We start from the raw sequence: 16,889 nt of genomic DNA, 5'->3' as shown, positions 1-16,889 counted from the left end.
GAAATTTCAGCCTTCAAAGGGAAGGTAATGAAGGCTGAAGTTGCTATAGCCAAGTGCTGGCTATGGAGTGAAGAGGTTACACCTCTTTGCCGTCTGGGACGAAAACATAACCTAGGCCCCATACGGTTTGAATGTAGCGCGGCTTGCTCGGATCGTCTTCTAACATGCGACGTAAACGTGAGATTTGTACGTCAATAGAACGTTCCATTGCAGAATATTCACGGCCACGCGCCATGTTCATCAATTTGTCTCGTGACATTGGCTCACGTGCATTCATCACGAGCGCCTTTAGAACAGCAAACTCTCCAGAGGTGAGTGGCATTGCCTCGTCACCGCGGAACATCTCGCGAGTGCCTAGATTGAGTCGGAACTCCCCGAACTCCACCACTTTTTCTTCCGTGCTTGGTGCACCCGGCAACTCTACAGTTTGGCGGCGTAATACGGCCTTGATGCGAGCCAATAATTCGCGTGGGTTAAACGGTTTTGGCAAATAATCATCCGCCCCTACCTCAAGACCTACGATGCGGTCCACTTCATCACCTTTCGCGGTGAGCATTAAGATTGGCAACATATTGTTCGCGTGGCGTAGACGACGACAAATTGACAAACCGTCTTCACCTGGCAACATTAGGTCCAGCACCATTAAGTGAAAGTTTTCGCGCGTTAGTAGGCGATCCATCTGTTCGCCATTGGCGACACTTCGTACCTGAAAACCTTGCTCAGAAAGGTAACGCTCCAATAGAGCACGTAAACGAGCATCGTCATCAACCACTAAAATTTTATGATTTTCTTGCATTGAAACATCCTTTCAGAAGCGTCTATTGTCGAAAATGTATCACTGTTTTTCCTAACGTGCTCAAGCAAATTGTTACTCTTTTTATCTTAAGCGCTTTATTCTCTCTCTAGCAGGTATTTTCAGCACCTACTATTGACCATAATTCCATTCCAGTTCACGTTTGGCCTCAAGCAGCTCTTGCTGTGCCTCAGCCAGCTTGTGACGTTTTTTCTCAATTTTGTCTGCTTTCCCTGAATGCTGAGCTTCGACTAATTCTTCCTCTCGCTCCTCAACTTCTTTAGTCTTTTCTTCCACTTCTGTTTGCAGCTCTTGGCGCAGCTCACCTTCCGAGCATTCATTCTGGATAGCGGAAAGTGCTTGCTCCAAGCCTTTAATTCGATGTTCATTACCTTGCGCTTTTGCATACTCGAGCTGCTGCTCTACCGCTAACTCTTTAGCGTCACAGCCTTTCACTTCATCTTGAGCAAAAACTGAAAGTGAGAAACCTATTGTTAGTGCAGCACTACACATGACTGCTTTGTTCATTTTACTTCTCCGAGAAAGGCACCATGCCTTTATACCAAATATTCTGACGTTGAGACCCAAGTCACTCCTAGTGAACTTCATGAGACTTGAATCGGTGATAAAGCCTCAGTCTTCCGAGGCCGGTTGAATATATTCAATTGAGTTGATGAACCACTCTTTTTCACCTTCTGGGGTGCGTACCGTGAACTCTTCATCCACTTGTTTTTTCAACATCGCTCGCGCCATAGGTGAATCGATAGAGATGTAGTCTTTCGCATCGCCATAAATCTCTTCAGGCCCGACAATACGAAACTTTTTCACTTCTCCTGCCTCATTTTCTATTTCCACCCATGCACCAAAAAAGACTTTGCCTTCTTGTTGCGGAGAATAGTCAACGATCGTGACTTCTGGCAGGAATTTACGAAGGAAGCGGACACGACGGTCGATCTGACGGAGTAAACGTTTATTGAAGGTGTAATCCGCATTTTCTGAGCGATCGCCCAGGCTCGCCGCCCAAGTGACGATCTTGGTGATTTCCGGGCGCTTTTCATTCCAAAGGTAATCATGCTCTTGTTTGAGTTTGTTGTAACCTTCTCGTGTAATCAGCTTAGTTTTCAAATTAACTCCTATCTCAACTAAAAAATGCTGCTCTTTGGCAGCATTAAGGAGATGATATACCCAAAGATCCAATGTTGTTCAGGCTTTGGGTATCAAGGTGATAAGGCGGCCAGAGTGTTACTTTTCGTAATCCGGTTTTTGCGTCACGATGTAATTCGTATCACTCGAAACAACCGCGCCATGTTTTAGGAAGTTTTTACCTAAAATCATGCTGTAATGGAAGCGACCTCGGTCCTGTAAGTTGACTCGGATCTTCTTCTCTAATTCGCCAAGCTTAACATGCATTTCAACCACAGGGCGTACGTTCGCTTTCTCGCCTTTCTTCGCTTTAATACGCATGACATCAACAACAGGCTTGGTAAACGCCTGTTTCATGCCAAGATCGTTCTCATAGGTAAAGCTCACCATGTCTTTGCCGTCTTTCTTAAACTGCTTGATGTTCTTAGCATTGATTGAGCTTACATCTGCACCCGTGTCTAACTTCACAGGGAAAGACATCCCCTCAACTTCAGCCACTTCGATATGGCCAGCTTTGAAAAGTGGCCTTGCATCTAGTAGATGGTCTGCGCGAGTGTTCAGCAACACACCACCCTTGGCTATGTCATGACCAAAGACGAAAAAGGGTTGAGTGTCACCCTCATCAAGCACATCGAGCGCAAACTTCATTGATGTGTCTTTTCTACCGAGAAGAAAGTCTCCTTCGACAACAGGGCGAACCGCGCTGCCAACCTTGAGCTTTTTCAACACTGGTTTGGTGATTTTTTCTTCTTTCCCCTCATCGTTCATTAAATAAAACGTGACGGATTCATCCTTACCTTTTTCTGTTACTTCAAACCCATTTACACGCAGTAATGGCGTTTTCACAGTAAAAGTGGGGTAAGCAGGGACGGTATAACCATCAATGGTGACCTGTTCTTCTGGTGAAACGACAAGAGGTTTTGATTTGAGTGCGCTTTTGAACGTTTTTTCTACGCCACCCAGTAGATTTTCTCTGTCCGTATCAATAACAAAGTGCTGACTCGCGACGTCCCGACCTAAGCGAATTTGCGAACTGAACTTACTGCGATCACGCAGATACACCAACCAACGTTGAGTTTCATTTTCGCCGACTTTGACGGGTAAATAGACTAAAGGGCGCTCGCTTTTGGTCGTTTTCAGCATTCGTACCAAGGGTAATGTCATTGGATGACGCTTGCCATTCTCGCCCTCTAACATAAAAGAGACTTCGTTATGCTTTTTGTCTACCTTGATGTCCAGTGCATGGACGTTGGTATAACGGCTAGAAGTTGAGATGCTGATCTTATATGGCACACCTTCGACTTCAACCGTCTCTTTTTTGCCAATCATTTTTGCGCGTGGCTGTTCTTGAAGGTAATCGTAACCAGCGAAGACCCATGCGTTATCATCGAGATAGGTTTTACCAATCAAGATAGGAGAAGAGAATTGCGTACGCTTGGTCAGGTTCACTTCCGTATCAACGGTGTGACCAGCGATTGTCATCGGCATTTTTATTGTCGGGCGTAGGATGGGCTTTTTGCTTGTTCGACTGCGAATCGCGCTCACTCTTTCCAGATCATCGGTAATCTGTATTTCCTTCCCTGTATAAGGGTGAGGAACCGTAAAGCTAACCTTTACTTGATATGGCTTAAAGCTGTCGGCGTCCCACTTTGCCTTCGTACCACCTAAGTCATCGACAATCGCCCAAAGTAACTCGTTATCTTTCAAATCTTGGTAATCTGGGTGTGAGCTACTGACATGGATATTCTCCGCATGCATCGATGTCGTATCTGCACCAGTATCAATCTTGCCAATAAATGGCACCGCTTTTAGTTCCGGAATGTCACTGTAGTAGACGCTCTCCACACGCCCTAGTACCAATTTGTTATCGAGCTGATAAACGGGAGCTTGTGTGGTTCCTGAGATAGACTGCGCCCAACTAAGCGGGGCGACAAGTAAGGCACTCGTAAGCGCTAACGCCAAAGACATTTTTTTCATCATGATTATCCGTATAAGCCGAGGTACATTTAGTGATATCAACAACCGTGGAATTAGGTTAGTCGATAACTGCGGATATAAGTTCTCAATTTAATTACAGTTTTGACATAAATCTGACTGATGTCCACCAGCGCCCGGTAAATTTTTGCCTCGTTAATTTAAAACATTGCAAATTCTTCGAACGACCCCAATGTTCTATACAACCAAAACTGAATTAAAAGAGAAAACACGGATGAGCCAAGCTATCTGTCGCATGATTGCTCAAGAACTGAATGTTCGCCCAGAGCAAGTCAACGCCGCTGTCACCCTAATTGATGATGGCAACACTGTCCCTTTTATTGCACGTTACCGCAAAGAGGTGACGGGGGGCCTTGATGATACCCAGCTTCGTACTTTGGACAGCCGTCTGTCTTACCTTCGTGAAATGGATGATCGCCGTCAAACCATCCTCAAATCAATCCAAGAGCAAGGTAAACTGACGCCAGAGCTAGAACAAGAGATCGCGCAGGCAGACAGCAAAACTCGTCTTGAAGACTTATACCTACCTTACAAACCCAAGCGTCGTACGAAAGGTCAGATCGCGATTGAAGCTGGTCTTGAACCACTCGCAGATCAGCTTTGGAATCATCCACAAACCAAGCCAGAAAGCGAAGCAAGCAAATACCTTGATGCAGACAAAGGCATCGCAGACACCAAAGCTGCATTGGATGGCGCTCGCGCGATCATCATGGAGCGCATCGCAGAAGACGCAAACTTACTGGAAAAAATTCGCAACCACTTAAATCGCAATGCGGAACTGGTCTCACGAGTTGTTGAAGGTAAAGAGCAAGAAGGCGAGAAGTTTAAAGATTACTTCAACCACAACGAGCCCCTAAGCAAAGTGCCATCGCACCGAGCACTGGCGATGTTGCGTGGCCGTAACGAAGGCTTCCTGACATTGGCGATGAACGCTGATCCAGAACAGGAAGAAGGCGCTCGTCAGTCTTACTGCGAAACGATTATCGCCGACCATTATGGCGTAACGCTAAGCAGCGCACCGGCGGATACCTGGCGTAAGCTAGTGATCAGCTGGGCATGGCGCATCAAAGTATCGATGCACATGGAAACCGAGCTAATGGGCGCAATGAAAGAGCGCGCTGAAATCGAAGCGATTGAAGTATTCGCCACTAACCTAAAAGACTTGTTGATGGCAGCACCGGCTGGCCCTCGTGCAACACTTGGTCTAGATCCGGGTCTGCGTACAGGTTCAAAAATCGCGGTTGTCGACTCAACAGGTAAAGTGCTTGCCACCGAAACCATCTACCCTCACCCACCACAAAAACAATACGACAAGTCAGCACAAATCGTTGATCAGTTGGTGCGTAAGTACAACGTGGATTTGATTGCGATTGGTAACGGCACGGCTTCACGTGAAACCGACAGCTTTGTCGCAGACGTCATCAAACGTGGCAACCTGAAAGTTCAGAAAATCATCGTGAGTGAAGCGGGTGCATCGGTTTACTCAGCGTCTGAGCTTGCAGCAAAAGAGTTCCCGAATATGGACGTATCACTGCGTGGTGCAGTGTCGATTGCACGTCGTTTGCAAGATCCATTGGCTGAACTCGTGAAAATTGATCCTAAATCTATTGGTGTGGGTCAATACCAGCACGATGTAAGCCAATCTATGTTGGCAAAACGCCTAGATGCGATTGTGGAAGACTGTGTAAACGCGGTTGGTGTTGATGTGAACACTGCTTCTGCGGCGCTACTGACGCGCGTAGCAGGCTTATCAAGCACCATCGCGCAGAACATTGTCGACTTCCGCGATGAGAACGGCCGCTTCGAAGCACGTACAACCTTGAAGAAAGTACCTCGTTTAGGTCCTAAGGCGTTCGAGCAGTGTGCAGGCTTCCTACGAATCATGGATGGTAAGAACCCACTTGATGCGTCTGCGGTTCACCCAGAAGCGTACCCAGTGGTCAAAGCGATTTCTGAGAAGAACAACAAAGATATCAAAGCACTGATTGGTGATTCAAGCTTCCTTAAAGGTCTGCATGCGGTCGATTACACCGACGATAACTTCGGCGTTCCAACCATTACAGACATCATCAAAGAGCTGGATAAGCCGGGTCGTGACCCACGTCCAGAATTCAAAACGGCGACCTTTGCAGAAGGTGTAAACTCGGTATCTGACTTGGAACCGGGCATGATTCTAGAAGGCGTGGTGTCTAACGTAGCCAACTTCGGTGCCTTCGTTGATATCGGCGTTCACCAAGATGGTCTTGTGCATATTTCTGCACTGACAGATCGTTATGTGTCTGACCCACGTGAAGTGGTGAAAGCAGGCGACATCGTCAAAGTGAAAGTGATGGAAGTGGACGTGCAGCGTAAGCGCATTGGTCTATCGATGCGTATGAACGACGAACCGGGTCAAGACAACCGCAGCCAACGCTCATCAGCAGCGCCACGTCGTAATGACCAACCGCAGCGTCGTCAGCCTCGCCGTGATGCTTCGTCATCGAACAGCGCGATGGGCGGTGCGTTTGCTGCAGCGTTTGCTAAAGCGAAAAAGTAACCTTACCTAGGCTTCACCGCTAACGAGCTTTCATAACTAAAAAGAAAACGCTCCAATCAGTCAACCTGCTTGGAGCGTTTTTGTTTGAGTAGGATATTGAGTCGTCATAATACTGCTATCACTTCTGACGGGGTATGGGGAGCGACTGCATGACCATAATGAAACTTGATCACCTTCCTGCGCTTTTCCATTAATCCTTCATTGATCGCAGCATCCAAAATGCGCTTTGGTAAGCGAAAGCGGATCGCGTAGCCTTTCCCCTGGTCTTCACTATACGATTTGAGCGCAAGCAAACTAAAAAGCCGTTCTAGTGTATCTTCCGGCTCTTCTTGATAACGCGTGTCGACTTCCGTTTCCATATCATAATCAGGATGCTCTGAAGGATCCCAAGAAGACTGACGTCGGCGCTTGTCGTCACCTTTTACTTTTCGCTCTGCATTGGTTTTGGCCAATGCGACCGTTGGCGTTACAGGCTCTCGGACTTTATTGTCGCGAGCTGCTTGTTCCGTCTGCACATTCACGGATGGGGCGATCAGTGGCACACTTACGTTGGTCGGTGACACAATCATTGCGAACCCTCCTCAGAGTCGCCCAACTCGTCAATATGGCTTAGCTTTATTGGCTAATAAAACCTCACCAGCCTTTATATCGACCACTTTTTAAACAACTTGAGGTATTTCCGCTCGTACTTGCTCAATCGTGAGCAAACTCTCGGATTTGAACACAAAATTCGTCATGTTCGGTGATAAAAGGCGCATGAGAGGACTGATTAAAAACAAACTGCTGGGTATGAGGCAACTGTTCACTTAAATCGTTAGCTACTTTAATTGGCACCAACCCATCTAAACGGCCATAAAGACGCAACATTGGAACAGAAAGAGACGTCAACGCATCGCGCAGATCCACATCAGCAAGGATGTTTAGCCCAACCAACAGCGATTCAGGGTTTGGCTGAGGGCGCGATAGTACCGCTTGCTTGAGCTGTTTAACGTCTTTACGCGCTGATGGGCTGCCCATCGCTTGCAACGCCATAAAGCGCTCAATGGTCAGTGAGAAATCTTCTAGCAACTGAGAGGTGAACGCACTCAGTACATTCGGTTGAATGCCACGCCACGGTTTTTCTGCGGCAAATTTAGGTGAGCTGGCAACCGTAATCAACTTAGCCACGCGCTCGGGCATATTTAATGCCACATGCGTCGCCACTAAACCTCCGAGGGACCAACCAAGCCAAATCGCTTTCTCTGGCGCACCTTGCACCACCAAGTTAGCAATATGGTCTAAATCTTCAGCATGAGATTCGGCGCTATGTCCGTACCCCGGAAGGTCAACCACATGAACTCGGAAATAAGGTTGAAGAGACTCGACTGTCTGCTGCCATACCGCACCATTCATGCCCCAACCATGCAGTAACACCAAATCTGGTCCCTGACCAAATGACTGCCAGTGTAATTTCGTGCTCATGCTCTCAATCTCTCCCACTTATTTTATTCCCTACGGCTTCAGCCAAGCGTTAGGCTGAGTAAAATATCACCATGAATAAACGCTATGTTATCTCATCACTGGCAAAACATCATGCATCGCGTATTGAGCAGTCAATGCGGCCTGTGTCGGTTCCCTATTCAAACACCAAGCCACACAAATACTCTGCGCTGGTGCGAGCACTGTTTAAAATACCTAACTCCGGTAAAACGATGTCAACGCTGCGGTTTATCATTACAGAAAGAAGAAATGAGTACGGATAGTATTTGTGGTGAATGTCTTTCAAAGCCACCGCCATGGCAAAGGCTATACACGTTAGGCGATTACGACTTTCCCCTTTCACGGGAAGTACAACGCTTTAAAGATCACGGAGAGTCTTGGCATGTAAAAGCATTAACCGAGCAACTGGCACAGCGCATCACCACGCCAGCTCCAATCATTACCAGTGTGCCATTGCACTGGCAGCGTTACCTGCGCCGGGGTTTTAATCAAAGTGATGTTTTAGCCCGACACCTCGCCAAGCAATTGCAGACTAATTTTGATGCGAAGGTCTTTCGTCGAGTAAGGCTCGCCCAATCACAGCGTGGTAATACCAAAACAAGCCGTGAACAAAACTTAAAAGGCGCGTTTATTCTCAATAAGCGCCCTCACTCTTCCCATGTTGCCATCGTCGATGATGTAGTCACCACAGGCAGTACCGTCCGACAATTATGTCATTTACTACTTGAAGTTGGCGTAGAAAGCATCGATATTTACTGCATCTGCAGAACACCTGCTCCTCGTTCTCTCTAGATCGCTTCGCCATGCCTTAGCATCAAAAAGACTAGACCCATACGTCAACAAGAGTAGAATAGCAGCAGTAACCTACAAATTTACTCGGGTATTCGTCGTGTCAAATATTACTATTACAGAAACTGCGCAAACGCATTTCGCTAACCTTTTAGGTCAACAACCTGAAGGCACTAACATTCGTATTTTCGTTGTGAACCCAGGTACACAAAACGCTGAGTGTGGCGTGTCTTACTGCCCACCAGAAGCAGTAGAATCGACCGACACTGAACTCTCTTACAGCGGTTTTTCAGCTTACGTGGATGAGCTGAGCCTGCCATTCCTTGAAGACGCTGAAATCGATTTTGTTACCGATAAAATGGGCTCTCAGCTAACGCTAAAAGCACCTAACGCTAAAATGCGTAAAGTTGCGGACGACGCACCACTGGTTGAGCGCGTTGAGTACGTTATCCAAACCCAAGTCAACCCACAGCTTGCTGGCCACGGTGGTCACGTAAACTTGGTTGAGATCACTGAAGACGGTGTTGCAATTGTTGCATTTGGTGGCGGTTGTAATGGCTGTTCTATGGTTGACGTAACACTAAAAGAAGGCATCGAGAAAGAGCTGCTAAACCAGTTCATTGGTGAACTAACCGCAGTTCGTGATGCTACAGAACATGACCGTGGTGATCACTCTTACTACTAAGAGTAAACACTGTCAGAAAATGGGAGGCTTCGGTCTCCCATTTTTGTATCGATACTGAGGTGATGCTGAGATGCTTAGCTCGACTCGTAAAATCCGCTAGAAACTCAGGCGGAGTTCTCATATATTAAGAATCTTACGCATCTCGTAAACGCCAACGACACCAAGGAGCCAGCGTCATGCCGAAACGAACCCCACCAGAGATACTCTCATGCCAGACGGTTGCAAAATCCAAACTGTTTGCTGTGGAAGCGCTCGACCTTCGTTTTTCCAATGGTGAGCATCGTACTTATGAGCGTATGAAGCCAAGTGGACGAGATGCTGTAATGGTGGTTCCTGTAACAGAACAAGGCGATTTATTACTGGTGCGTGAATACGCCGCTGGAACTGAACGTTACGAGTTAGGTTTCCCAAAAGGGCTGATTGACCCAGGAGAAACACCACACCAAGCTGCGGATCGTGAGTTAAAAGAAGAAATCGGCTTTGGCTGTAATCAGTTAACCCCGTTGAAACAAGTTATCCTCGCGCCATCTTACTTTTCGAGCAAAATGACTCTATTTTTAGGACAGGCGCTTTATCCAGAGAAGCAAGAAGGCGATGAGCCTGAACCACTGGAAATTGTGCGTTGGCCACTTGCGCAAGCCGAAGAGTTATTAACTCACATGGATTTCTGTGAAGCACGAAGCATCACAGCGCTAATGTTGGCACTGAAACACTTACCAAACACCACTCACAAGCATAACCAATAACGGTCATTAGAACCGAATAACACTGTGAGTAAGGACTATCACTTATGCCAATGACAAAAGATCTATCTCACCTACTTCCTCAAGTCATCGAGATTGCCCGCAGTGCTGGGCAAATGATCCTCGAAATATATGAAAAGAAGCAATACGAGGCCTACACCAAAAGTGACGAAACTCCCGTAACAAGTGCAGATATTGCAGCTCACAAGTTCATCACTGAACGCTTGAGTGATCTGACGCCTGACATTCCCGTGTTGTCAGAAGAAGACGCAGACATAAGCTTAGAGCAACGCGCTCAGTGGGAACGTTATTGGTTAGTCGACCCTCTTGATGGTACTCAAGAATTCATCGCTCGCAGTGGTGACTTTGCCACTATTATCGCGTTGGTCGACAACAATCGACCAACCATGGGCGTCGTTTACGGTCCTGTATCTGGCGTGACTTACTACGCTTATAATGGCAAAGGCGCCTGGAAAATTCCCGACATGTCGGACAGCGTCAAAATCCATACACACAAACACGAACAGCCAGAGCAAAGCATCGCAATTGCTATTAGTCGTCGCCAAGACATCAATCGTATTACTAACCGTATGAGCAGCGCCTGGAATTACGACTTAATACCGCTCGGTTCTGCGGCATTGAAAGCATGCCTCGTCGCGGAAGGGGCGGTAGATTGCTATCTCCGCCTAGGTCCAACAGGTGAGTGGGACACCGCTGCGACACAATGCATTGTTGAAGAAGCTGGCGGACGTATTCTCAGCACGCAATTAGAACCGCTGTCATATAACGAGCGGGAAACACTAGAAAACCCGAATTTTATTGTTCTTGGTGATGCGGATTTACCTTGGAATGAGATTTTACAACGCAAAGATTAAGCGCCCTATCGGTAAAATTTAGAGCACAAAATTCTAGCAATAGAAAGGCCACGAATATCTTCGTGGCCTTTTCTTTTTGACCTTCTGTACAGCACTTGGAGTATTTGGCCTACTATGTTCCAATTGCCTGTAAAGCTGAACGAAAGAAAACAAATCAATTAAAAATCATGGTTTTAAATTTCCATTCATTCCCAATGTACAGCGAATAGAGGTTTTAGCTTACAATGATCCAAAAGCAAAAAGAGCTGCACAATAGCAGCTCTTTTAAGATATTGGATTTTGTCACGATAGGTTAGAAGCGCCCTTGGTAGTTAAACTCATATTGACCTTGAGCATTCGGCTTACCCAACCATTTCAGTTGCTCCCCCATGCTGGATGGGAACTCTGCACCAGGTTTGAACCACGCTTTGGTTGAGTACCGTTGATTAGGCATCAGTTCAGCGGAAAACGCCGCAGAGACTTGTTTGCTGCTCTGCTCACCAGTTGCCGTCAATACACTATCCTGACAGTTTATATCGGCAATCACAGGACCGAGATCTAAGCTGCCAACGGGGCTTTGAATACCACTGGCATTCCATACTAAAGTGCCTTCACCGTTCTTACACCAAGGCGCAGCATAAGTCGCATGACGAATATTCAGCTCAAGCTGCCCATCAACACCAACAGGCACAGGGAGGCGCGCTTGCTCAACAACTTTTACCGCCGGAATCGAGGCAACTAAGTTTTTGGCATAAGGGCCATCACTTAAGCTATAGCCGACAAAACCGCGCCCACGAACGTCCATTTCACTACCACGACCAAAGCGCACAGCAAACTCAGCTTTACCTGTCAGTAGACTCGACCATTGGAAATCCCAATTAACTTCTCCAAGGTTCTGGCGCTGCCAACGAATACTAGCAGCTTGACCTTGCCATACCGAACCGTTGGCTCCTTGAATGTCCAGGCCTCTCACTGTTGGTGCTTGTTGTAACACCCAAGAGACTGGTAATCCCATTAAAAGACTGACTGAAAAAAAGACGATAAAGATAACAACGTAAAGTACTGCTCGCTTCACCTTAACCTCGCTTAAACTGAAGGCGGTTTACATCGATCATGCCCGCTTGCTCTGTTCGGTCGATATCTAAAAATTCGACTTCAATACCCTGTTGCTCTTTCAAGTAACGTAACCAATCCACTAGTTGATTAAACGCGAGTGGTTTGATCCACACTTGAACGCTCTCATTACGAGGTTGTACTCGAATCAACTCAACTTTATAACGACGAGCTGAAGAAGAAACCAACTGATTCAACGGTTGACTAGAGTAGCTCACACCGCTGCTTTTTCTCAGTGCAGTGATGCCATCCGCTTTATCTTGTACCCAAGCTAGCAACTGTTTTTCGCTTTGAATACGTGACTGAGCTAGCTCCGCACGTTGGCTCATTGGCTGTAATAAACCCCAATAAATAATACCGATGACGGCAATAGCGCCACATCCCATGACCAAACGCTGCTCGCGCTGCGAGATGCTGCTCCACCAAACCTGAGCTTGAGAAATTAAATTTTTCATCATCACCTCACAAACGCTTCAAAACAAAGCTGCCAACCACAACGTTATCGCTACGGTTCAACTGACCTTGCTCAACATTAAACTTCTCTGCCAATTTCACACGAGCCTGCTCAAAAGGTTGGAAGTCTGAACTACGAGCCTGAATACGTACTTCGCCACGTTGTCCGTCGTATTTAAAGCTAGTGATCTCCAAGTCGCTGACCTGACCAAGCGTCGCGGGTAATGCCGCCAACCATGACAACATTGCCTGCTGACCACTTCCACCAGATAAGCGGCGCTCTTCATCATCCATTTGTCGTTTGAGGTAACTAACGGTAGGAATGCGTCGTTTATTTGGGAACACCTGGCGGAAAATACGCTCACTCTCCTCACGATACGCTTGAGCTTGTGCTTCGTACTTGTGGACCACGAGCAACTGCTGCGCAACCATGACAACGATAAGCACCCCCGCAGCAATGGTGGCTTTTTGCCAGAGCTTCCAGTATTTACCCCAAGAAGATTTCGGCTTGAAGATCCCAGTCAGCAAATTGACTTTGCTTTCTGTCACCCCCTTCGCCAGTAAAGCCATCGTCATTTCTTCTGGTTGCGGCTCCCATATTTCAGGTAACGCAGATTCCGGGACCGAGCTATAGCAATCGAGCTTCCAACCTTCATGATTTTGTAGATAAGAAGAGAGGTAAAGGTCTAACCAAGAAGCGTCGACAACCGCGCCCTCTGTCGCAGAGTGACGAATTAGCCATTGCTCGCCAATCATTGCAGCACTGCTGTGATCTCCACGAACCGGTAACGCAAGCACATCGGGTAAAATGCGTTTAATGGCGATACCTTGGCTTGAGAAACGTTGCAGTACAGTCTGAATCCAAGCACGTTCAACTGCGCAAATCTGCGCTTTATCCGCTTGTTTACCCAACACGCTAAAGTGCAGGCCATCAACGTCCTGAGCAACTTCGTCTTCCACTAAGTACGGTAACATCGCCTCGAATTGGCGTGTTGCACCAGGTGGTATATCCACTTGCGTCAGGACCACATCATTACTCGCCAACAGCGCCACAACTTGGCGCTGACCAGCATATGAGACCAATTCATCTAAGTGTTCCCACCCGGCGATTTCACCGCTAGCAATCACTTCCTGTTGATCTGTCGACCACACCACCCAAGGAATGGTACTTTGTTGTTCGCTACTCAGCCGAACGGTCAGAAACTCGCTCACTGATCCCTCCAAAACGACGGCGAACTACGGTCACCGTTTCTCTATTTGTACTTTGCAAAAGGCTTCGGATACGTACACGTGATTCATCCACCAACACTTGTGCATCCAATTCAAAAAAGGCGCTATCCACACCCAAATAGCCTTTGGCGTTTTTCTTTACATCTTCACTTAAGCCAGCCATTTCTGACTCTGCTAAAAATTCATCAATGCTATCCCACCCATCAAATGGGCGTTTTTCAATTAGCTGAATCGCATCACTACTGCTTAAGTTTGGTGAGAACATTGCCACCAAAATCGGAGCTTGCTCAACATCAATCGTATTCACGTTTAAACGCCAGTCATCACTTGGTAATGCACAGACCAGCGGCTCCAATTTTTGGAAAATTTCACCACTCACCTGATAGACAGCCCGTAACTCGGAAGCATCTGCCATCCAACCATTTGATGCCAAATAGGAAGGTTTCATCGCTTCATATGTGCTGTCTTCAACCCCAGTAGTCGAACGGACAGAGTCGTCAGCATCAATGTATTCCCAAGTAGAGTCTGCAATGATTTCTGCTTGATATGGCTCGACATCCAACTCTTCTAATAGGCGCTGCAATACATTCACTAAATATGGTCTTGTAATTTGCTGACCCGTTGGTTGCACACGACTCAATACATTTAGATTAAAGCACGCTTGCTTGTCTCTAATTCGTCCCGCCGCTTGACCATAATCTAACGGATAGACTTGCTCTTTTATCGCCCACGGTTGACTCATATTAATCGTGTCGGTGTCTTTATAACTTTGTTCGATACCCACTTTTGCTAGCGCCTCGACGCCAAGGCTGTACCAGTACGCTTGCTGGTAATTGATTTGATTAGCGCCTCGCTGAAACTGCAAGAACAAACGTTCCGACATGCTGGCGGCAACCGTCGCCATAATCGCCAGCAACATCAACACTATAATCAAAGCAACACCGCGCTGACGGTTAACCATTATTGCTGTCTCCTGAACTTTCCTCTTTCTGACTCAATGTGCCATCAGGAGTGAGATAAGTGCGGGCAATTTCTCCATAGTCTTTGAGAGTGAGAACAACAGAAACCGCTTTCGGCAGCGCTTTTTCTTCAGCCCACTCTTTTTTCCATTGCTTACCATCATAAAAACGCATATCAAATGACTCGACCTGCGTTAGCAATAGAGTAACAGTGCCTTGTTGCCCAACCGGCGTATCAGGATAGCGCCACCATACTCGCTGCAGTGTTTCTTCTTTTAAGCGATAGCCAACCTTGGTTACTTCTCCACGAGGGAACTGCTGCTGAGGGTTGTGCCAACCTAAACGGGCAAACATCAGCCCTTTAGTATCGGAGTCCAACAGGTAATCGGACCAAAAAATTAGCCGGCTAGCAGGCTCTTCACCATTAGTACGTGTTTGACGCATCGCCATTTGACGAAAATCGTTATCCATCATCACCATGGCACGCTGAATTTCGTTTAAGCGTTGGGTTCGTTCTTGTGATAGCGCATTGCTACGCTGTACTTGCGATACCACTTGGTACGCAGCGACACTTAAACTGGCAAAGATGGCAATCGATACCAACACTTCAATAAGTGTAAAACCTTTTACCCTTTGGCGCGTATTTGCGCGGGGATTATTATTGCGCCACATAGCTTCGTACCGTTACTACAGGGCTCGCGCTTTTCTCTACCGAGACGCTCACATCAAATGCTTTCAGCAATGGCTGCGTCGTGGCGACTGGCGTGACTTTCCAGAACCAAGTGCGTCCTGCCAGCTCTTCTGTGCCGTTTTTCGCTTTGAGTTCTCCGGTATTCAACATCACATTTGCCATCTGATTATCCACAACCATGGCTGCAAACATTTTTTCTTCTAAATAACTGATTGTATTAATATGCTGGCTCACGGAGCGAATGACACTGATGGCAGCGGTGGCGAAAATTGCCAGTGCGACCAATACTTCCAGTAAGGTCATGCCTCTCGTCCGGCGATGACTCAAATTTGGGCGAGCTTGCTTAAAATTGCGCATTCTCATCCTCTTTCACTTCTTCGCCCGGAGCTAATAACAAAATTTGTCCACTTTCTTTGCCAATGACTCGCCAACCGTCATTAAAGGCATCACCATTTTGCGGAAAAAAAGACAGGGTAAATGGCGTGACTTCGGCGCTGGAAAAGATAAACACTTGCGGTGGCTGAATTTTCTTTTCGTCCTCTTCTTCTGCGAACATGTCTTCATCAAAAAGAGAACCTGGTTTGAATAAGCGCTCATCATTATCCCAAGCACCACCTCCGAGCTCGAGTTGTAGCGTAATATCTTCTTCTAGCTTGGTTTTGCTCGGAATCTGCTTTAATTTCAGAGGCTGCCAACCTTCTGAGGTTAAACTCAGTAGAGCGTAGGTCGATTTGGCATCATCCACTCGAACGCCAAAATCTTTACCGCTCAGCACCGCTTCTTCATTGAGCAGCTGTAAACGCTGAAAAAAGCTTTGAGCATACTGTTTGGAAAGATCTTTTTGGCTAGTAGGTAACGTCGAGATCACGGCCACAGCCGTAAGAGATAGCAAAACCAGCACCAATAGAATTTCTATCAATGTAAAACCGTTATGTTTTCGCATTTGTTTCATTAGTGCTGGCTTAGGCTCAATTATTGGAAATCTTGCATGTTCCAGTTGCCAATATCTGCAGCTGGACCTTCTCCACCCTCTTGGCCATCTGCGCCTAGAGTGAAGATATCGATTGTACCGTTATCACCTGGGCTTAAGTATTGGTACTGGTTGCCCCAGGGGTCATTAGGAAGACGTTTGATGTAACCACCATCACGGTAGTTGCGTGGCTCTGGGTTAGATGGCTTGCTAACCAATGCTTCTAGACCTTGGTCCGTTGTTGGGTAAACGCTGTTATCCAACTTGTACATATCTAGGGCATTTTCCAGCGCTACGATGTCCGTAATCGCTTTTTGTTGGTCAGCCTTCTCTTTGTTACCCAATAGGTTTGGAACAACGAAACTTGCCAAAATACCAAGGATAACGACAACAACCATCACTTCTAAAAGTGTAAAACCCTGTTGTTTACTACGCTTAAACTTCATTTTTTTTCTC

19 protein-coding genes are annotated in these 16,889 nt (G+C 46.8%); 5 read left to right on the top strand and 14 right to left on the bottom strand.

Annotation, left to right across the window (positions count from 1 at the left end):
* Positions 1–76: 76 nt before the first annotated feature.
* The 4 genes from ompR to R7E51_RS13680 form a co-directional block, all read right to left on the bottom strand.
* Positions 77–796, bottom strand: coding sequence for an osmolarity response regulator transcription factor OmpR (gene ompR, locus R7E51_RS13695; RefSeq protein WP_005379333.1), 720 nt, complete (start codon positions 794–796; stop codon positions 77–79).
* A 129-nt stretch (positions 797–925) separates the two neighbouring features.
* Positions 926–1,321, bottom strand: coding sequence for a DUF1090 domain-containing protein (locus tag R7E51_RS13690; RefSeq protein WP_005379332.1), 396 nt, complete (start codon positions 1,319–1,321; stop codon positions 926–928).
* 105 nt (positions 1,322–1,426) lie between these two features.
* On the bottom strand, positions 1,427–1,918 hold the full coding sequence (greB, locus tag R7E51_RS13685) for a transcription elongation factor GreB (RefSeq protein WP_053307281.1): 492 nt from the start codon (positions 1,916–1,918) through the stop codon (positions 1,427–1,429).
* A gap of 117 nt (positions 1,919–2,035) precedes the next feature.
* Positions 2,036–3,916: an ATP-dependent zinc protease family protein gene (locus tag R7E51_RS13680; RefSeq protein ID WP_086013892.1), complete on the bottom strand. Its 1,881-nt coding sequence runs from the start codon at positions 3,914–3,916 to the stop codon at positions 2,036–2,038.
* Between the two features lie 229 nt (positions 3,917–4,145).
* Here R7E51_RS13680 and R7E51_RS13675 point away from each other — a divergent pair, with 229 nt between their 5' ends.
* The gene (locus R7E51_RS13675; protein ID WP_206957958.1) at positions 4,146–6,467 is read left to right on the top strand and encodes a Tex family protein; all 2,322 of its coding nucleotides are present in this window, start codon (positions 4,146–4,148) and stop codon (positions 6,465–6,467) included.
* 104 nt (positions 6,468–6,571) lie between these two features.
* Here R7E51_RS13675 and R7E51_RS13670 read toward each other — a convergent pair whose 3' ends face one another.
* Positions 6,572–7,036: a hypothetical protein gene (locus R7E51_RS13670; protein ID WP_005379316.1), complete on the bottom strand. Its 465-nt coding sequence runs from the start codon at positions 7,034–7,036 to the stop codon at positions 6,572–6,574.
* Positions 7,037–7,160: 124 nt separating this feature from the next.
* The gene (bioH, locus tag R7E51_RS13665) at positions 7,161–7,928 is read right to left on the bottom strand and encodes a pimeloyl-ACP methyl ester esterase BioH (protein ID WP_005384724.1); all 768 of its coding nucleotides are present in this window, start codon (positions 7,926–7,928) and stop codon (positions 7,161–7,163) included.
* An 84-nt stretch (positions 7,929–8,012) separates the two neighbouring features.
* Between bioH and R7E51_RS13660 the strand changes: the two genes are divergently transcribed.
* From R7E51_RS13660 to cysQ, 4 genes are all read left to right on the top strand, one after another.
* On the top strand, positions 8,013–8,738 hold the full coding sequence (locus tag R7E51_RS13660; RefSeq protein ID WP_033905914.1) for an amidophosphoribosyltransferase: 726 nt from the start codon (positions 8,013–8,015) through the stop codon (positions 8,736–8,738).
* Between the two features lie 97 nt (positions 8,739–8,835).
* Positions 8,836–9,420: a Fe-S biogenesis protein NfuA gene (gene nfuA, locus R7E51_RS13655; protein WP_005379313.1), complete on the top strand. Its 585-nt coding sequence runs from the start codon at positions 8,836–8,838 to the stop codon at positions 9,418–9,420.
* Between the two features lie 176 nt (positions 9,421–9,596).
* Positions 9,597–10,166 carry an ADP compounds hydrolase NudE gene (gene nudE, locus R7E51_RS13650; protein WP_005379309.1) on the top strand — a complete coding sequence of 190 codons (570 nt, stop codon included), beginning with the start codon at positions 9,597–9,599 and terminating at the stop codon, positions 10,164–10,166.
* 44 nt (positions 10,167–10,210) lie between these two features.
* Positions 10,211–11,038, top strand: coding sequence for a 3'(2'),5'-bisphosphate nucleotidase CysQ (cysQ, locus tag R7E51_RS13645; protein ID WP_005379308.1), 828 nt, complete (start codon positions 10,211–10,213; stop codon positions 11,036–11,038).
* Between the two features lie 292 nt (positions 11,039–11,330).
* On the opposite strand, the gene R7E51_RS13640 is transcribed toward cysQ, so the two are convergent.
* From R7E51_RS13640 to gspG, 8 genes are read right to left on the bottom strand one after another with little or no spacing between them, the layout of a single operon-like run.
* Positions 11,331–12,092, bottom strand: a complete 762-nt coding sequence (locus R7E51_RS13640) for a type II secretion system protein N (RefSeq protein ID WP_017635007.1) — start codon at positions 12,090–12,092, stop codon at positions 11,331–11,333.
* Position 12,093: 1 nt separating this feature from the next.
* The gene (locus R7E51_RS13635) at positions 12,094–12,585 is read right to left on the bottom strand and encodes a type II secretion system protein M (RefSeq protein ID WP_005383002.1); all 492 of its coding nucleotides are present in this window, start codon (positions 12,583–12,585) and stop codon (positions 12,094–12,096) included.
* A gap of 7 nt (positions 12,586–12,592) precedes the next feature.
* Positions 12,593–13,795, bottom strand: a complete 1,203-nt coding sequence (gene gspL / locus R7E51_RS13630) for a type II secretion system protein GspL (RefSeq protein ID WP_025768306.1) — start codon at positions 13,793–13,795, stop codon at positions 12,593–12,595.
* The gene (gene gspK / locus R7E51_RS13625) at positions 13,764–14,774 is read right to left on the bottom strand and encodes a type II secretion system minor pseudopilin GspK (RefSeq protein ID WP_005379302.1); all 1,011 of its coding nucleotides are present in this window, start codon (positions 14,772–14,774) and stop codon (positions 13,764–13,766) included. Before gspK ends, gspL begins: the two co-directional genes overlap by 32 nt.
* Positions 14,767–15,444, bottom strand: coding sequence for a type II secretion system minor pseudopilin GspJ (gspJ, locus tag R7E51_RS13620; protein ID WP_206957959.1), 678 nt, complete (start codon positions 15,442–15,444; stop codon positions 14,767–14,769). Before gspJ ends, gspK begins: the two co-directional genes overlap by 8 nt.
* Positions 15,431–15,820 carry a type II secretion system minor pseudopilin GspI gene (gene gspI / locus R7E51_RS13615; RefSeq protein ID WP_017635009.1) on the bottom strand — a complete coding sequence of 130 codons (390 nt, stop codon included), beginning with the start codon at positions 15,818–15,820 and terminating at the stop codon, positions 15,431–15,433. The genes gspJ and gspI overlap by 14 nt, the downstream gene beginning before the upstream one ends.
* Positions 15,807–16,406 carry a prepilin-type N-terminal cleavage/methylation domain-containing protein gene (locus R7E51_RS13610; RefSeq protein ID WP_206957960.1) on the bottom strand — a complete coding sequence of 200 codons (600 nt, stop codon included), beginning with the start codon at positions 16,404–16,406 and terminating at the stop codon, positions 15,807–15,809. Before R7E51_RS13610 ends, gspI begins: the two co-directional genes overlap by 14 nt.
* A 29-nt stretch (positions 16,407–16,435) precedes the next feature.
* Positions 16,436–16,879 carry a type II secretion system major pseudopilin GspG gene (gspG, locus tag R7E51_RS13605; protein ID WP_005379298.1) on the bottom strand — a complete coding sequence of 148 codons (444 nt, stop codon included), beginning with the start codon at positions 16,877–16,879 and terminating at the stop codon, positions 16,436–16,438.
* Positions 16,880–16,889: the final 10 nt, after the last annotated feature.

The organism is Vibrio sp. Vb1166 (genome assembly GCF_033338695.1).
GTDB lineage: Bacteria > Pseudomonadota > Gammaproteobacteria > Enterobacterales > Vibrionaceae > Vibrio > Vibrio alginolyticus.
This window is presented reverse-complemented; position numbering and strand designations above follow the sequence as displayed.

Bases quoted from the DNA above. Each gene is read 5' to 3' on its own strand.
- ompR (WP_005379333.1), bottom strand. From the start codon at position 796: ATGCAAGAAAATCATAAAATTTTAGTGGTTGATGACGATGCTCGTTTA.
- R7E51_RS13690 (WP_005379332.1), bottom strand. From the start codon at position 1,321: ATGAACAAAGCAGTCATGTGTAGTGCTGCACTAACAATAGGTTTCTCA.
- R7E51_RS13680 (WP_086013892.1), bottom strand. From the start codon at position 3,916: ATGATGAAAAAAATGTCTTTGGCGTTAGCGCTTACGAGTGCCTTACTT.
- R7E51_RS13675 (WP_206957958.1), top strand. From the start codon at position 4,146: ATGAGCCAAGCTATCTGTCGCATGATTGCTCAAGAACTGAATGTTCGC.
- R7E51_RS13670 (WP_005379316.1), bottom strand. From the start codon at position 7,036: ATGATTGTGTCACCGACCAACGTAAGTGTGCCACTGATCGCCCCATCC.
- bioH (WP_005384724.1), bottom strand. From the start codon at position 7,928: ATGAGCACGAAATTACACTGGCAGTCATTTGGTCAGGGACCAGATTTG.
- R7E51_RS13660 (WP_033905914.1), top strand. From the start codon at position 8,013: ATGTTATCTCATCACTGGCAAAACATCATGCATCGCGTATTGAGCAGT.
- nudE (WP_005379309.1), top strand. From the start codon at position 9,597: ATGCCGAAACGAACCCCACCAGAGATACTCTCATGCCAGACGGTTGCA.
- cysQ (WP_005379308.1), top strand. From the start codon at position 10,211: ATGCCAATGACAAAAGATCTATCTCACCTACTTCCTCAAGTCATCGAG.
- R7E51_RS13635 (WP_005383002.1), bottom strand. From the start codon at position 12,585: ATGAAAAATTTAATTTCTCAAGCTCAGGTTTGGTGGAGCAGCATCTCG.
- gspK (WP_005379302.1), bottom strand. From the start codon at position 14,774: ATGGTTAACCGTCAGCGCGGTGTTGCTTTGATTATAGTGTTGATGTTG.
- gspJ (WP_206957959.1), bottom strand. From the start codon at position 15,444: ATGTGGCGCAATAATAATCCCCGCGCAAATACGCGCCAAAGGGTAAAA.
- gspI (WP_017635009.1), bottom strand. From the start codon at position 15,820: ATGCGCAATTTTAAGCAAGCTCGCCCAAATTTGAGTCATCGCCGGACG.
- R7E51_RS13610 (WP_206957960.1), bottom strand. From the start codon at position 16,406: ATGCGAAAACATAACGGTTTTACATTGATAGAAATTCTATTGGTGCTG.
- gspG (WP_005379298.1), bottom strand. From the start codon at position 16,879: ATGAAGTTTAAGCGTAGTAAACAACAGGGTTTTACACTTTTAGAAGTG.